This is a genomic window from Amycolatopsis sp. NPDC003731 (assembly GCF_053586895.1).
This window is the reverse complement of record NZ_JBSFNC010000116.1, coordinates 15,012-28,616: the sequence shown is the minus strand read 5'-3', so window position 1 is coordinate 28,616 and position 13,605 is coordinate 15,012. Positions and strand designations below refer to the sequence as shown.

Annotated in this window: 12 protein-coding genes; 4 read left to right on the top strand and 8 right to left on the bottom strand. The window is 69.5% G+C overall.

Going from position 1 to position 13,605, the window contains the following annotated elements:
- Positions 1 to 68: 68 nt before the first annotated feature.
- From ACWDN5_RS34640 to ACWDN5_RS34625, 4 genes are read right to left on the bottom strand one after another with little or no spacing between them, the layout of a single operon-like run.
- Positions 69 to 902 (bottom strand): carbohydrate ABC transporter permease, encoded by an 834-nt coding sequence (locus ACWDN5_RS34640; protein ID WP_310971086.1) that lies wholly within the window; start codon positions 900 to 902, stop codon positions 69 to 71.
- Positions 899 to 1,831 carry a carbohydrate ABC transporter permease gene (locus tag ACWDN5_RS34635; RefSeq protein ID WP_310971087.1) on the bottom strand — a complete coding sequence of 311 codons (933 nt, stop codon included), beginning with the start codon at positions 1,829 to 1,831 and terminating at the stop codon, positions 899 to 901. The genes ACWDN5_RS34640 and ACWDN5_RS34635 overlap by 4 nt, the downstream gene beginning before the upstream one ends.
- Positions 1,831 to 3,171, bottom strand: a complete 1,341-nt coding sequence (locus ACWDN5_RS34630) for an ABC transporter substrate-binding protein (RefSeq protein WP_310971088.1) — start codon at positions 3,169 to 3,171, stop codon at positions 1,831 to 1,833. Before ACWDN5_RS34630 ends, ACWDN5_RS34635 begins: the two co-directional genes overlap by 1 nt.
- Positions 3,158 to 4,162, bottom strand: coding sequence for a zinc-dependent alcohol dehydrogenase family protein (locus tag ACWDN5_RS34625; RefSeq protein ID WP_310971089.1), 1,005 nt, complete (start codon positions 4,160 to 4,162; stop codon positions 3,158 to 3,160). The genes ACWDN5_RS34630 and ACWDN5_RS34625 overlap by 14 nt, the downstream gene beginning before the upstream one ends.
- A 129-nt stretch (positions 4,163 to 4,291) precedes the next feature.
- Here ACWDN5_RS34625 and ACWDN5_RS34620 point away from each other — a divergent pair, with 129 nt between their 5' ends.
- Together ACWDN5_RS34620 and ACWDN5_RS34615 are read left to right on the top strand one after the other, a co-directional pair.
- Positions 4,292 to 5,272: a sugar-binding transcriptional regulator gene (locus ACWDN5_RS34620; protein WP_310971090.1), complete on the top strand. Its 981-nt coding sequence runs from the start codon at positions 4,292 to 4,294 to the stop codon at positions 5,270 to 5,272.
- Between the two features lie 129 nt (positions 5,273 to 5,401).
- Positions 5,402 to 6,055: a hypothetical protein gene (locus ACWDN5_RS34615; protein ID WP_310971091.1), complete on the top strand. Its 654-nt coding sequence runs from the start codon at positions 5,402 to 5,404 to the stop codon at positions 6,053 to 6,055.
- Here the strand turns inward: ACWDN5_RS34615 and ACWDN5_RS34610 are convergent.
- On the bottom strand, positions 5,943 to 6,269 hold the full coding sequence (locus ACWDN5_RS34610; protein ID WP_449679244.1) for a winged helix-turn-helix transcriptional regulator: 327 nt from the start codon (positions 6,267 to 6,269) through the stop codon (positions 5,943 to 5,945). The genes ACWDN5_RS34615 and ACWDN5_RS34610 overlap by 113 nt on opposite strands.
- A 68-nt stretch (positions 6,270 to 6,337) precedes the next feature.
- Here ACWDN5_RS34610 and ACWDN5_RS34605 point away from each other — a divergent pair, with 68 nt between their 5' ends.
- On the top strand, positions 6,338 to 6,919 hold the full coding sequence (locus ACWDN5_RS34605; RefSeq protein WP_449679243.1) for an NADPH-dependent F420 reductase: 582 nt from the start codon (positions 6,338 to 6,340) through the stop codon (positions 6,917 to 6,919).
- Positions 6,920 to 6,931: 12 nt separating this feature from the next.
- Here the strand turns inward: ACWDN5_RS34605 and ACWDN5_RS34600 are convergent, their stop codons facing one another.
- On the bottom strand, positions 6,932 to 9,436 hold the full coding sequence (locus tag ACWDN5_RS34600; protein ID WP_310971094.1) for a DEAD/DEAH box helicase: 2,505 nt from the start codon (positions 9,434 to 9,436) through the stop codon (positions 6,932 to 6,934).
- 151 nt (positions 9,437 to 9,587) lie between these two features.
- Between ACWDN5_RS34600 and ACWDN5_RS34595 the strand changes: the two genes are divergently transcribed.
- Positions 9,588 to 10,850: a primosomal protein gene (locus ACWDN5_RS34595; RefSeq protein ID WP_449679242.1), complete on the top strand. Its 1,263-nt coding sequence runs from the start codon at positions 9,588 to 9,590 to the stop codon at positions 10,848 to 10,850.
- Between the two features lie 346 nt (positions 10,851 to 11,196).
- Here the strand turns inward: ACWDN5_RS34595 and ACWDN5_RS34590 are convergent, their stop codons facing one another.
- Together ACWDN5_RS34590 and ACWDN5_RS34585 are read right to left on the bottom strand one after the other, a co-directional pair.
- Positions 11,197 to 12,396, bottom strand: a complete 1,200-nt coding sequence (locus tag ACWDN5_RS34590; RefSeq protein WP_449679241.1) for an MFS transporter — start codon at positions 12,394 to 12,396, stop codon at positions 11,197 to 11,199.
- Between the two features lie 101 nt (positions 12,397 to 12,497).
- Positions 12,498 to 13,592 (bottom strand): adenosine deaminase, encoded by a 1,095-nt coding sequence (locus ACWDN5_RS34585; protein ID WP_449679240.1) that lies wholly within the window; start codon positions 13,590 to 13,592, stop codon positions 12,498 to 12,500.
- Positions 13,593 to 13,605 lie beyond the last annotated feature (13 nt).

Sequence of the window (13,605 nt, the reverse complement as noted above, 5' to 3'; positions counted from 1 at the left end):
ACAGGCCCTCTCCCTCCAGGAGTGACGCACGGTGAGGGCCACCTCGGGGTGGCCCTCACCGCTGCCTGCTACTTGACCGCGCCCATCGACAGCCCGCGGACCAGGTGGTTCTGCGCGATCCAGCCGACGATCATCACCGGCAGCGAAGCCAGCAGCGCCGCCGCCGACAGCTGGGCCCAGTACAGGCCCTCGCTGGTGATGAACCCGACCAGGAACACCGGGACCGTGCCCGCCCGCGCCGCCGTCAGGTTGACCGCGTAGAAGAACTCCGTCCAGGAGAAGATCACGCAGATCAGCGCGGTCGCCGCGATCCCGGGCGCGACCACCGGCATGATGATCTTGCGCAGCAGCGTCGGCAGGTTGGCGCCGTCGATGCGGCCCGCCTCGATCATCTCGTGCGGCACCTCGAGGAAGAACGACCGCATCATCCAGATGGCCAGCGGCAGGTTCATCGACGTGTACAGGATGACCAGCGCCCACACCGTGTCGAGCAGCTCGGTGTTCTGCGAGATCACGTACAGCGGGATGATCGCCGCCACGATCGGGAGCATCTTCGTCGAGAGGAAGAAGCCGAGCGCGTTCGACGTGCCCTTCACCGGCGCCAGCGACAGCGCGTACGCCGCCGGGACGCCGAGGAGCAGCACCAGCAGCGTCGAGAGGATCGTGACGAACGCCGAGTTGGACAGGTACGGCAGGAAGCCGCCGCCCAGGACGTTGCCGAGCTGCTCGAACGTCGGCGTGAAGAACAGCTTCGGCGGGTCGGTGTAGGCGTCCGCCTCCTGCTTGAACGCCGTCAGGATCATCCACAACAGGGGGAAGACGAACAGGATCGCGATCACCCAGGTCGCGACGGTCAGCGACCCCTTGCCGTACGCCCGCTTGCGGGGAGCCACGGTCGTCATTTGATCCCTCCGCTCACCGAGAACGTGCGGAACATCAGGCGCAGCGCGAAGGTCGCGACGATCATCGTCAGGATGACCACGACCACGCCCATCGCCGAGGATTGGCCGACGTCGAAGCCCTCGAACGCGCGCTGGTAGATGTAGTACGGCAGGTTGGTGCTCGCCGTGCCCGGGCCGCCCTGGGTCATCAGGAAGATCGCGTCGAAGCTGTTCACGATGTAGATCGCGCCCAGCAGCGTCGCCAGCTGCAGGAACCGGGACAGGTGCGGCAGGGTGATGGAGACGAACGTCCGCCAGCGACCGGCACCGTCCACATTGGCCGCTTCAAGCACGTCCTTGGCCTGGCTCTGCAGGCCGGCCAGGATGAGCAGCATCATGAACGGCGTCCACTGCCACACGATCTGGGCCATCACCGACGCCAGCGGGAACTCCGAGAGCCAGTCGACGTCGGTGCCGAAGACGAAGTGCAGCAGCCCGTAGGTCGGGTCGAACATCGTCGTCTTCCAGAGCAGCGCGCCGGCCGCCGGCAGGATCAGGAACGGCGTGATCAGCAGCGTCCGGACGACGCCGCGGCCGAGGAACTTGCGGTCGAGCAGGATGGCCAGGCCGAGGCCGAGCAGCAGCGCGACGAACACGCACACCACGGTCAGCAGGACCGTGTTGAGCAGCGCGACCAGGAACGTCGTGTCGCTGAAGACGTCGACGTAGTTCTGCAGGCCGACGAAGTGCCGTGACCCCGGCCGGACCAGGTTCCACGACTGGAACGAGTAGAACACGGTGAGCAGGAACGGCAGCTGCGTCACCGCGATGACGAAGACCAGCGCGGGCAGCAGCGGCAGCCGCCGTTTGGCCGCGGTGCTCAGGCCGCGTTTCTCCTCGACCTTCGCCTGCGAGGTGGAGGTGGGGGTGGATACGGAGAGCGTGGACATCACTGCACCGCCTTGTAGGAGTCACCCACGGTTTGCGCGTAGTCCTGGGACTGCTTCAGCGCGTCTTCGACGGATTCGCGGCCGGCGATCGCGGCCGACAGCTGCTGGCTCACCCGGGTGCCCAGGTCCTGGAACTCGGGGATGCCGACGAATTGGATGCCGGGGTAGGGCACCGGGTTCGCCATGACCTTCTGCTGGTTCGCGTCCGCGATGCCGTCGAGCGTCGGCTTCGCGTAGGCCTTCGCCGCGTCGGCGTACTCGGGGATCGCGTACGTCGACTGGCGGACGCCCGGCGGGACGCGGTTCCAGCCGTAGGTCTGGCCGACCTTCTGCACGTACGCCTTGTCGGTCATCCAGGCCATGAACTTCCAGGCCGCGTCCTTGTCCTTGGCGACCTTCGGGATGCCGAGCGCCCAGGTGTAGAGCCAGCCGCTGGCCTGCGTCTTGACGACGGGCGCCGGCGCGTAGCCGGACTTGCCGACGATCTTGCTGCTGGACGGGTCCTCGTTGGTGCCCGCCATGACCGTGGCGTCGTACCACATCGCCGCGTTGCCCTGCGTGTAGCGCGTGCCGCACTCGGAGAACCCGGCGCTGGAGGCCCCGACCTCGCCGTGCTCGCGGATCAGGTTGACGTAGAAGTTCGCGGCCTGCGTGAACTCCGGCGAGGTCAGCTTGGCGTTCCAGTCCTTGTCGAACCACTGGGCGCCGAAGGTGTTCGCCACGGTCGTGAACGGCGCGAGGCTCTCGCCCCAGCCGGGCTTGCCGCGCAGGCAGATGCCCGCGACGCCGTTGGCCTTGTCGTCGAGCTTCGCGGCGAAGTCCGCGATCTGCGGCCAGGTCGGCTTGGCGGGCATGGTGAGCCCGGCCTTCTCGAAGAGGTCCTTGCGGTAGGCCAGGAACGACGACTCGCCGTAGAACGGCACCGCGTACATCTGGTTCTCGTACGACAGCGACGTCTTGATGCTGGGGATGAAGTCGCCTTCGTCGTAGCCCGGGGTCGCGGCCATGTGCGGCTCGAGGTTTTCGAGCCAGCCGTTGGCCGCCCACTGCGGGGCCTCGTAGTTGCTGATCATGACGACGTCGAACTCGCCGCCCTCGGTGGCGGTCGACGCGGTGATCTTCGCGCGGGCCTGGTTTTCCGGCAGGGACACGAACTTCAGCCCGATACCGGTGGCCTTCTCGAACTCCGGCGCGAGCGCGATGGCGTCCTTCATCTGCGGGTTGGACACGATGGCGATGACGAGCGTGCTGCTGCCGGTGCCGAGCGAGCCGGCGCCCGCACAGCCCGTGACCAGCAACGACGTCGCCGCGAAGAGGGTGAGGAGCTTACGCACGGCCACCTCCGGGGAGGACTTGCACCTTGAGGCCCGCGCCGCTGCGCATCTTGGCCAGCGCCTCGGGGTACTGCTCCAGCGGCAGGGTGTCGGTGAGCAGCGCGTCGGTGTCGATCGCGCCGGACGCGACGAGGTCGAGGGCGGCGCCGAAGCTGTGCAGCACGGCCATCGAGCCGACGACGGTGATCTCGTCGTTGTAGATGCGGAACGGCGAAAGCGCGACGCGGGCTTCGGCCGGAGCGACGCCGAAGACGAGCAGCCGTCCCCCGCGCCGGATCGCGTCGAACGCGGCTTCGATGGCGGGCGCGGCGCCGGTGCAGTCGACGGCGACGTCGAACTTCTCGCCGTTGAGGTCTTTTGTATCGGCAGCGGTGGCGACGGCGCCGAGGCTCTTCGCGCGCGGCAGCCGGGCTTCGTTGCGGTCGACCACCGTGACCTGCGCGCCCGAGCGCTGCAGCAGCTGCTGCATGATCAGGCCCATGGTGCCGGCGCCGACGACGAGGAACCGTTCGCCGGCCTCGACACCGACGCGGCGGACGCCGTGCACGGCACAGGAAACGGGCTCGACCAGCGCGCCCTGTTCCCAGGTCATCGCGTCCGGCATGCGGTAGCAGGTGGACGACGGGACGGCGACGTACTCGGCGAAAGCGCCGTTGACCGTGTCGCCGGTGGCGCCCCAGTTCGCGCAGAGGTTGCCGTGGCCGGCACGGCACGGGCCGCAGTAGCCGCAGAACAGCGACGGGTCGACGGCCACCCGGTCGCCGACCTTCCACTCGCCCGGCACGTCCGCGCCGAGCTCGACGATCTCCCCGGCGAACTCGTGCCCGGGGACGATGGGGTACGGGGTGGGCGGGAAGTGCCCGTCCGCGATGTGCAGGTCGGTGCCGCAGATGCCGCACGCTCCGACCTTGACGACGACCTGACGTTCCCCGGGTTTCGGATCGGGCACCTCGCCGACCCTGATCTCACCGGGCCGGTCGACGATGGCGGCACGCATGCCTTACCCCTTCCTCGCCGCTCATATGAGCAACATTGACCTATCGCGTCGAGAACATGTGAAGGCATTACAGGTCTGACGTCGGTATTACGTCAACCTTTCGGCTGGATTTCGCGCTATTATGCTCAGATGAGCGCTTCTCGGAAGAGCGCGTCGCTCACCGAAGCGATGCTGCTGGCCACCGTCGCCCGGCGCTTCTACGTGCAGGGACGCTCCAAGCTGGAGATCGCGGGCGAGTTCGGCGTCAGCCGGTTCAAGGTGGCGCGGATGCTCGACACGGCCATGGAGTCCGGCCTGGTCAGGGTGGAGTTCGCGCTGCCGGTGCCGGTGGACCTGGCGCTGTCGGACGAGGTGCGCTCGGCGTACGGCCTGGAGCGGGCGCTGGTGCTCGAACGCTCAACCGAGCGCGAGCCGAAGGAGGTCGTCCGGGCGAAAATCGGCGCGCTGGCGGCGCGGCTGCTGGAGGACATCGCGGTCCCGTCGGACGTCATCGGGCTGTCCTGGGCGCGGTCGGTGAACGCGATGGCGGAGGCGGTCCGGTCGCTGCCCCGGTGCCCGATCGTCCAGCTGTGCGGGGTGCAGGCCGGGATGGACATGCGCGGCCGTTCGGTGGAGACGGTCAGCCGCGTGACGTCGGTGTCCGGCGGCGACGCGTACCCGATCTTCGGGCCGCTGGTGCTGCCGGACCGGCGCACGACGGAGACGTTGCGGCGCCAGCCGGGGATCGCGGAGACGTTCGGCCAGTTCCGGAACCTGACGAAGGCGGTGGTCAGCATCGGCGCCTGGCAGCCGGGCGAGTCGACGGTGTACGACGCGCTGGACGAGGCCGAGCGGGCGGCGATCGCGGCCCGCGGCGCGACGGCGGAGGTCGCGGCCCGGCTGTTCGACGCGTCGGGAAACGCGCTCTCCACCGGCTTGGCCCACCACGTGCTGGCGATCAGCCACGAGGAACTGATGGCGGTCCCGGAGGTGATCGCGCTGGGGTACAGCCGGCCGAAAGCCGCGGCGGTGGACGCGGTCCTGCGGTCCGGCATGGTCTCGACGCTGATCACCGACGCCGCCGCGGCGGTGCCGTTGCTGGCTTTGGCGGCGAAGAACCCGCCGCGCTGATACTCCCCCAGGAGTACGTCCCCACCGGATTCGTACTGCGCCGGAAGCAAACCCGCGTGTCCCGGCTCCGGGACGAAGCCCGGGTCGCGCCCGATGTGCCGTTCCCGCCGCTCGGTGAGCCTGGAACCCATGAAGACTTCTCCCCGCTGGCGCCAGGCCGTCGTCTGGCTGCACGTCGTGTCGTCGGTGGCCTGGATGAGCCAGGCCCTCGCCCTCGTCGTGCTCATGTCGTCGGGTGCGCCCGCGATGGCCGACCGGCTCGACTCCGTCCTGCTCGCGCCCATGGCCAACGTGTCGGCGTTCACCGGCCTCCTGCTCGCCGGCGCGACCGCGTGGGGCTACTTCCGGCACTGGTGGGTGCTCACCAAGTTCGCCCTGACGCTGATCCAGCTCTACGCTGGGATCTTCCTGCTCTCCCGCGCGCTGCGTGACTCCGCGGACACCGGCGCCGTCGCCTGGCAACAGGTCGCCGGGGCGTCGCTGATGGCGAGCGCACTCGCGTTCCAAGCCTGGCTGTCGGTCGCGAAGCCGTGGAAGAAGACTTCGTGGTCGCCCGCCGCGAAGCCGCCGACCGCGCCGACCTGGGTGTTCGTCGCGGGCATCGCCGCGCCGGTCGCCGACGTCGCCGCCGGCCTCGCCCTCGGCTTCCCGTCGCCCCTGGCGGAGCTGGTCATGCTGATCGTTCTGCTCGGCTTCGAGCGGCGAGGACGTCGTCGCCGTGCTCAGCGGCCCAGCGCCCGAAGCCCTCGATCGGCTCCAGCAGCGTCACGCCCAACGGCGTGAGGGCGTACGCGCCTTCGCGCCGCTCGACGAGCCCGTCGAACTCGAGGCGCCGCACGGTTTCCGTGAGCACCTTCGCGCTGATGCCGCCGATGGTGCGCCGCAGGTCGACGTGCCGCCGCGGGCCGTCGCGCAACGCCCACAGCACCACCGGGTTCCATGTGTTGGCGACGAGGTCGAAGGCGAGCCGGGTGCGGCAGTCCGCGAGGAAGTCCATGGTTACCGTTCGGTTCCTTCCCGGGCTCCTACCGTCGTGCTGGTACCAGCCAAGCACAAGGAGGACGCATGCGGATCGGGATCTTCGGCACGGGCGGGATGGCGGACGCGCTCGGCACGCAGTGGGCGCAGGCCGGCCACGAGCTCATGGTAAGCGGCCGTTCGGACCCCGGTGCCCTGGCCGGGCGGCTCGGCGCCGCGACCGGAACCTGGCGCGAGACGGCCGCCTTCGCCGACGTGCTGCTGCTGGCCGTCCCCGCCGGCGCGATCGGCGAAGTGCTCGCCGAGGCGGGCCCGCTCGCCGGGAAGGTCCTGGTCGACTGCACCAACGACCCGAGCCTGGCCGGCACGCCGGTGGCGTCGCGGATCACCACCGAAGCCCACGTGGTGAAGGCGTTCAACCTGGCCCACGTCGACGTCTGGCGGATGACCCCGCCGGTGTTCGGCGGCCGTCCGCTGTCGGTCCCGTTGTGCGGCGACGACCCGGCGGCGCTCGACGCGGTGAGCACGCTGGTCCGGGACATCGGCGCGCACCCGGTCCCCGCGGGCGGCCTCGACCGCGCGGCCCTGCTCGAAGCGACCGCGGCCTTCGTCATCGGGCTGTGGTTCGCCGGCGAGGACGCCCAGGCGATCCTGACGCCGGTGGCGTGACCACCGGGGCGGTCAGTGCGCGCCGACCTCGGTCACCCGGACCACCGCCATCCCGGCCTCGTCCGACGCGGCCAGGTCGACCTCGGCGCTGATGCCCCAGTCGTGGTCGCCCGCCGGGTCGTCGAAGATCTGGCGCACCTTCCAGACGTCCGGCTGCTGCTCGATCATCAGCAGCTGCGGGCCGCGGGCGTCCGGGCCGGTGCCGAGCGTGTCGTACTCCTCGAAGTAGTCCTCGATCGCTTCCTGCCACGCGTCGGCATCCCAGCCCGAAGCCGCGTCCAGCTCGCCGAGCGGGAACCACGCCCGGCGCGCGAACAGCTCGACCCGGCGGAACAGCTCGTTGCGGACCAGGACGCGGAAGGCGCGCTCGTTGCGGGTGACGGCCGGCGGCTCGGAAGGCGGGCGCGTCGAGACAGGACCTTCCTCTTCCGGGTGCCGCAGCGCTTCCCACTCGTCCAGGAGGCTCGAGTCGACCTGGCGGACGAGCTCGCCGAGCCACTCGATGAGGTCCTGCAGCGACTCGGTCTTGGCCTCGTCCGGGACCGTGTGGCGCAGCGCGTCGTAGACGTCGGCGAGGTAGCGCAGCACCAGGCCCTCGGACCGGGCGAGCTGGTAGAAGCCGATGTACTCGACGAAGTTCATCGCGCGCTCGTACATGTCCCGCACGACCGACTTCGGCGACAGCTCGTAGTCGTCGACCCACGGGTGGCCCTGCCGGTAGCTGTGGAACGCGCCCTGCAGCAGCTCTTCGAGGGGCTTCGGGTACGTGACGTTCTCGAGCAGCTCCATCCGCTCGTCGTACTCGATGCCCTCGGCCTTCATGGCGTTCACGGCCTCGCCGCGCGCCTTGAACTGCTGCTGCGACAGCACCGGCCGCGGATTGTCCACAGTGGATTCCACAACGGACACGACGTCGAGCGCGTAGCTCGGCGACTCGAGGTCGAACAGCTCGATCGCGGCCAGCGCGAACGGTGAAAGCGGCTGGTTGAGCGCGAAGTCGAACTGCAGGTCGACGGTGAGCCGGATGATCCGGCCCTGATCGTCCGGTTCGGACAGTCGCTCGACGACGCCCGCGGCGAGCAGCGCGCGGTAGATCGCGATGGCGCGCAGGATGAGCTTGCGCTGCGACGCGCGGTCCTCGTGGTTGTCCTCGAGGAGGTGCCGCATAGAGTCGAAGGCGTTGCCCGGCCGGGAGATCACGTTCAGCAGCATCGAGTGCGTGACCTTGAAGCTGGACGTCAGCGGCTCGGGGTCGGCGGCGATGAGCCGGTCGAACGTGCTCTCGGTCCAGTTGACGAACCCTTCCGGCGCCTTCTTCCGGACGATCTTCTTTTTCTTCTTCGGGTCGTCGCCGGCCTTCTCGAGCGCCTTGGCGTTCTCGACGACGTGGTCGGGCGCCTGCACGACGACGTAACCGTCGGTGTCGTAGCCCGCGCGCCCGGCCCGGCCGGCGATCTGGTGGAACTCGCGCGCCTTGAGGTGGCGCTGGCGGACGCCGTCGTACTTGGTGAGCGCGGAGAAGACGACCGTCCGGATCGGCACGTTGATGCCGACGCCGAGCGTGTCGGTCCCGCAGATCACCTTGAGCAGCCCGGACTGGGCCAGGGTCTCGACCAGCCGGCGGTACTTGGGCAGCATGCCGGCGTGGTGGACGCCGATGCCGTGGCGGACCAGCCGCGAGAGCGTCTTGCCGAAGCCGGCGGCGAACCGGAAGTCGCCGATCAGCTCGGCGATGGCCTCCTTCTCGGCCTTCGACGTCACGTTGATGCTCATCAGCGTCTGCGCCCGCTCGATGGCCGCGGCCTGCGAGAAGTGCACGACGTAGACGGGCGCCTGACCGCCGTTGAGCAGCTCGGACATGGTCTCGTGCAGCGGCGTCAGCGCGTACCGGAAGGTGAGCGGGACCGGGCGCTGCGCCGACGTGACCACCGCCGTCGGGCGGCCGGTGCGGCGGGTGAGGTCCTTTTCGAAGAAGGAGACGTCGCCCAGGGTCGCCGACATCAGGACGAACTGGGCGTTCGGGAGCTCCAGCAGCGGCACCTGCCAGGCCCAGCCGCGGTCGGGCTCGGAGTAGAAGTGGAACTCGTCGGCCACGACCTGCCCGACCGGCGCGTCGGCCCCGAACCGCAACGCGATGTTCGCCAGGATTTCGGCCGTGCAGCAGATGATCGGGGCGTCCGGGTTGACGCTGGAGTCGCCGGTCATCATGCCGACGTTGTCGGCGCCGAAGATGTCGATGAGCTGGAAGAACTTCTCCGAGACGAGGGCCTTGATGGGCGCGGTGTAGTAGCTGCGGCGGCCCTGGGCGAGCGCGGTGAAGTGCGCGCCGACGGCGACGAGGCTCTTCCCGGAGCCGGTCGGCGTCGAGAGGATGACGTTCGATCCGGAGACGACCTCCATCACCGCCTCCTCCTGCGCCGGGTACAGCTCGATACCCCGTTCGGCCGTCCAGGTCGTGAAGGCTTCGAACAGGGCGTCGGGGTCGGGATCCGCAGGCAGGAGGTCGGTGAGAGTCATCAGGCGTCCATCGTGCCATCCGCTCGTCGCAAAGTCGGCAGGGGCGATCGCATCGCGACCGGTAAACCCGTAGGCTTCGCGGTACCGCGCGTCGACTGGGTGATACTTCTCATCACGCGCGCACACGGGCGGTACTCCGGAGGGCTTAGGAATGGCACAGGACATCATCCCGATCGAACTCGGCCTGCCGCAGGGCGACGTCGTCACCCTGTGGGCGCCGCGCTGGCGGGAAGACGGCGAGGAGTGGGAAGCGTTCCTCGGCGACGAGGACGACCTGTACGCCTTCGCCGACGCAGCGCACCTGGCCGCGTTCGTCCGCACGTCCGAGCGGCACGACCTGCTGGACCACCCGGCGTGGGACGCGGTGCCGTCGCTGAACGTGCCGGAGCTGATCCCGGACGAGGACCACACGTACGACCTCGTCGGCGTCCCGGAGCTGGTCGCCGAGGAGCCGGACGTCTGGCACATCGCGGAGCTGGCGGAGATCGTCGGCATCGTGCGGTCGCTCGCCGACGTCTGCGACCTCGAAGAGGTCCACGAGATCCTCGACTCGACCGAGGGCTTCTCGCTGCTCGACCAGGGCACGCTGCCGTTCACCGGGAGCGTCGGCGTCCAGGTGTGGAACGACCTGTCCGAGACGGTGTCGCAGAAGTGGGACACCGTGCTCGACGCGATCGACGGGCTGGTGACCCAGCCGGAGGTCGACGAGAAGGTCCTGGAGCAGACGGCCGAGGAGCTGGCGGCGTTCCACGAGGAGTCCGCGGAGGCCGAAGCCGGCGCCGAGGGCGAAGAGGACCTCGAGGCGATCTCGGACGACTCCGACTCCGATTCGGAAGAAGAAGAGGAAGAGGGCCCGGTCGGCTTCTGGGCCGAGGTCGGCATCGACCCGATCAAGATCATCACGTCCGGCGCGGAGTACTACACGCTGCGCTGCTACCTCGACGACGCCCCGGTGTTCCTGGGCAGCGAGGGCGAGATCGACGTGTTCACGTCGCCGGGCGCGCTGGCCCGGGCCCTGGCGGACGGCAAGGACCTGGCCGACACGGACCTCGCGGACGTGTCCACGTGGGACGAAGTCCTGGCGAAGGCCACGGCGGGCGAGCTCGAGATCGAGGTCGACACCGAGAACACGTACGTCCTGACGGGCCTGGACGCGGACATCGCCGAAGGCCCCGAGGCGATCGACCCGACCCAGCTGGAGCTGGCGGTCGAGCTGATCACGGACGCGGCCGAGTGGGCGGGCGACGACTCGGCCGAGACGGCCCTGGCGGGCAACGAAAGCCTGGGCTGGCTGGTCTCCTTCGTGCTCCGTCCCGACCCGACACGCCTCGAGCCGTCGGCGCCGTTCGACGCCGAGCAGAGCGCGTGGCGCAAGCTGGTCGAAACTTTCGAGAACCGCCTGACGGTCGCCTGATCCCCGGTTCCACGAAGGCCGCCTCCCGGATTCCGAGAGGCGGCCTTCGCCGTGTCGACCCTCCAATCACGCGTGTCGACCCTTCAGACACGCGTGTCGTCCATCCAGGCACGCGTGTCGTCCGTCTGGGTACGCGAGTCGTCCGTCCCGGTACGCGGACCGACCGTGCCCAGGCGGTCGGTTGGCGTACCCGGACCGTCGGCTCGCGGTCCCGGCTCGTGATCCGGAGGTCGACTCGCGTGATCCGGAGGTCGACACGCGTGATCAGAGGGTCGACTCGCGTGATTGAACGGACGACACGCGTACCCCGGCGGACGACACGCGTGCCTGGGTGGACGACACGGCGTCATGGCTCGGGGTGTTCGGCGCGGACCGGGACCACCAGGACCGCCAGGGCCGGGAAGATCGCCGCCACGCAGAAGGCCAGGGCGTAGCGGCTGTCGCCGATCACCAGGCCCAGGAGGGGTGGGGTGAGGGAGGCCGCGATGTTCTGGCCCGTGTTCTGCGTTCCCATCGCGCGGCCCGACCACGCCAGACCCGCCAGCTCGGCCGAGGCCGTGAAGCCGAGGCCGTTGTCCGCCACCGTGATGATCCCCGCCAGCGCCAGGGCCAGCAGCACCAGCCACGGCCAAGAAGCGTCCCCGAGAGCCACCAGCAGCATCACCAAGCAGCTCAGCACCGCCAAAACCCGCATCGGGCGGAGACGGCTCCCGACCCGGTCCGACCACCAGCCCGACCCCAGCCGGCCCAACGCTCCCAGGACCTGGACCGCCGCCAGGTACCAGCCCGCCGAGAGCGCGCTCCAGTGCTGGACCGCCACCAGGTACACCGGCGCGAACGCCGACACCGCGAACTGCGGCACCACCAGCAACGCGCTCGCCCCGTGCACCCGCCACAGCGCCGCGTGCCGGTACGGCGACGGCGGCCGCTCCCCGGAAGCCGGGCGGGGCGGCCGCGGTGGGTCCGTCACCAGCCAGGCCACCAGCAGCGCCACCAGGATCGCCAGCCCGGCCGGCAGCAGGATCGCCGCCCGGAAGCCGTAGTGCGCGGCCAGCGGCGGCAGGCCCAGCGCCGCCACGCCCACGCCGAGCGGCTGGGCCGTCTGGCGGATCCCCATCGCCACGCCCCGCTCGGACTTGGCGAACCAGCCCATCACGACGCGACCGCTCGCCGCGTTCACCGAAGCCGTACAGGCGCCGGCCGCCAAGAACACCCCAAAGAGGAGCCCGACCGGGTGACTTCCTACCCCGGCGTACACGAGGAGTAACCCCGAGATGCCCAGGCCAAGGGCCATGATGAGGCGCTCTCCGTAACGGTCCGCAGCCGCGCCCCACACGATCAGGGTGAACAGCAACCCGATGCTCGGCGCCGCGACGACCGTCCCGGCCTCGGCCAGCGTCAGCCCTTCGGCGGCCCGCATCGCCGGGACCAGGAACGGGAGGCCGTAGAGGAACGAACAGCTCGCGGTCTGCGCGGCGAGGCCGAGCGCGAGGATGAGCCAACGCCGTGAATTCGCGTACAGCTGACCGCTCTCGACCTGCGCCATCTTCGCCACCGTCTCAAATAATGAGAAGTTGTTCCTACATAGTGAACGATAGTTGGCACAGCTAAGGACCGCAACCACGTTGCGGTCCGAAGCGGGGGAGGTCAGGCGAGCGCGGCGTACCCGGGCTTGATGACGTCGTCGATCAGCGCGAGCCGGGCGTCGAAATCGATGAACGCGGATTTCATCGCGTTGATGGTGAACCAGCGGAAGTCGTCGAGATCATAGCCGAACACCTCGTGCAGCGCGGCGAATTCGCTGGTCATCGTGCATCCGCTCATCAGCCGGTTGTCCGTGTTCACGGTCACCCGGAAGCGCAGCTTGGCGAGCAGCCCGATGGGGTGCTCGGCGATCGAGCGGACCGTGCCTGTTTGGACGTTCGACGTCGGGCAGATCTCCAGGGGGATGCGGCGGTCGCGGACGTACGCGGCCAACCGTCCAAGGTGGACCGTGCCGTCGGCGTCGGTCTTGATGTCCTCGGCGATGCGCACGCCGTGCCCGAGCCGCTCGGCGCCGCAGTGCTGAATCGCTTCCCAAATGGACGGCAAACCGAAGGCTTCGCCCGCGTGAATGGTGAAATGCGCATTGTTCTGACGCAGGTATTCGAATGCGTCGAGATTGCGGGTGGGCGGGAATCCGTCCTCGGGACCGGCGATGTCGAACCCGGCGACGCCGGCGTCGCGGTAGCGGACGGCCAGGTTCGCGATCTCGAGCGCCCGGGCGTGCTGGCGCATCGCGCAGAGCAACGTCCCGACGCGGATGCTGCCGCCGTTCGCGGCCACCCGCCGTGTGCCCTCCGTGAACCCCGCTTGAACGGCCTCGACCACCGCATCGAGTGACAGACCGCGTTCGACGAACAACTCCGGTGCGTAGCGCACCTCGGCGTAGACGACGCCGTCCGCGGCCAGGTCCTCGACCGCCTCCGCGGCGACCCTGACCAGCGATTCCTCCGTTTGCATCACCCCGCAGGTGTGCGCAAAGGTCTCGAGGTAGGACACGAGTGAGCCGGAGTCGGCCGCACGGCGGAACCAGCTGCCCAGCTCGGCGGGGTCCGTGGTGGGCAGACCGGCATAACCGGTCGCGTCGGCGAGCTCGGCGACGGTGGCCGGGCGCAGGCCGCCGTCGAGGTGGTCGTGCAGCAGCACCTTGGGTGCGCGGCGGAGTGTCTCGGTGGGCAGAACAGGGCTTTCGTCAGGCATCCCCCAACGGTAA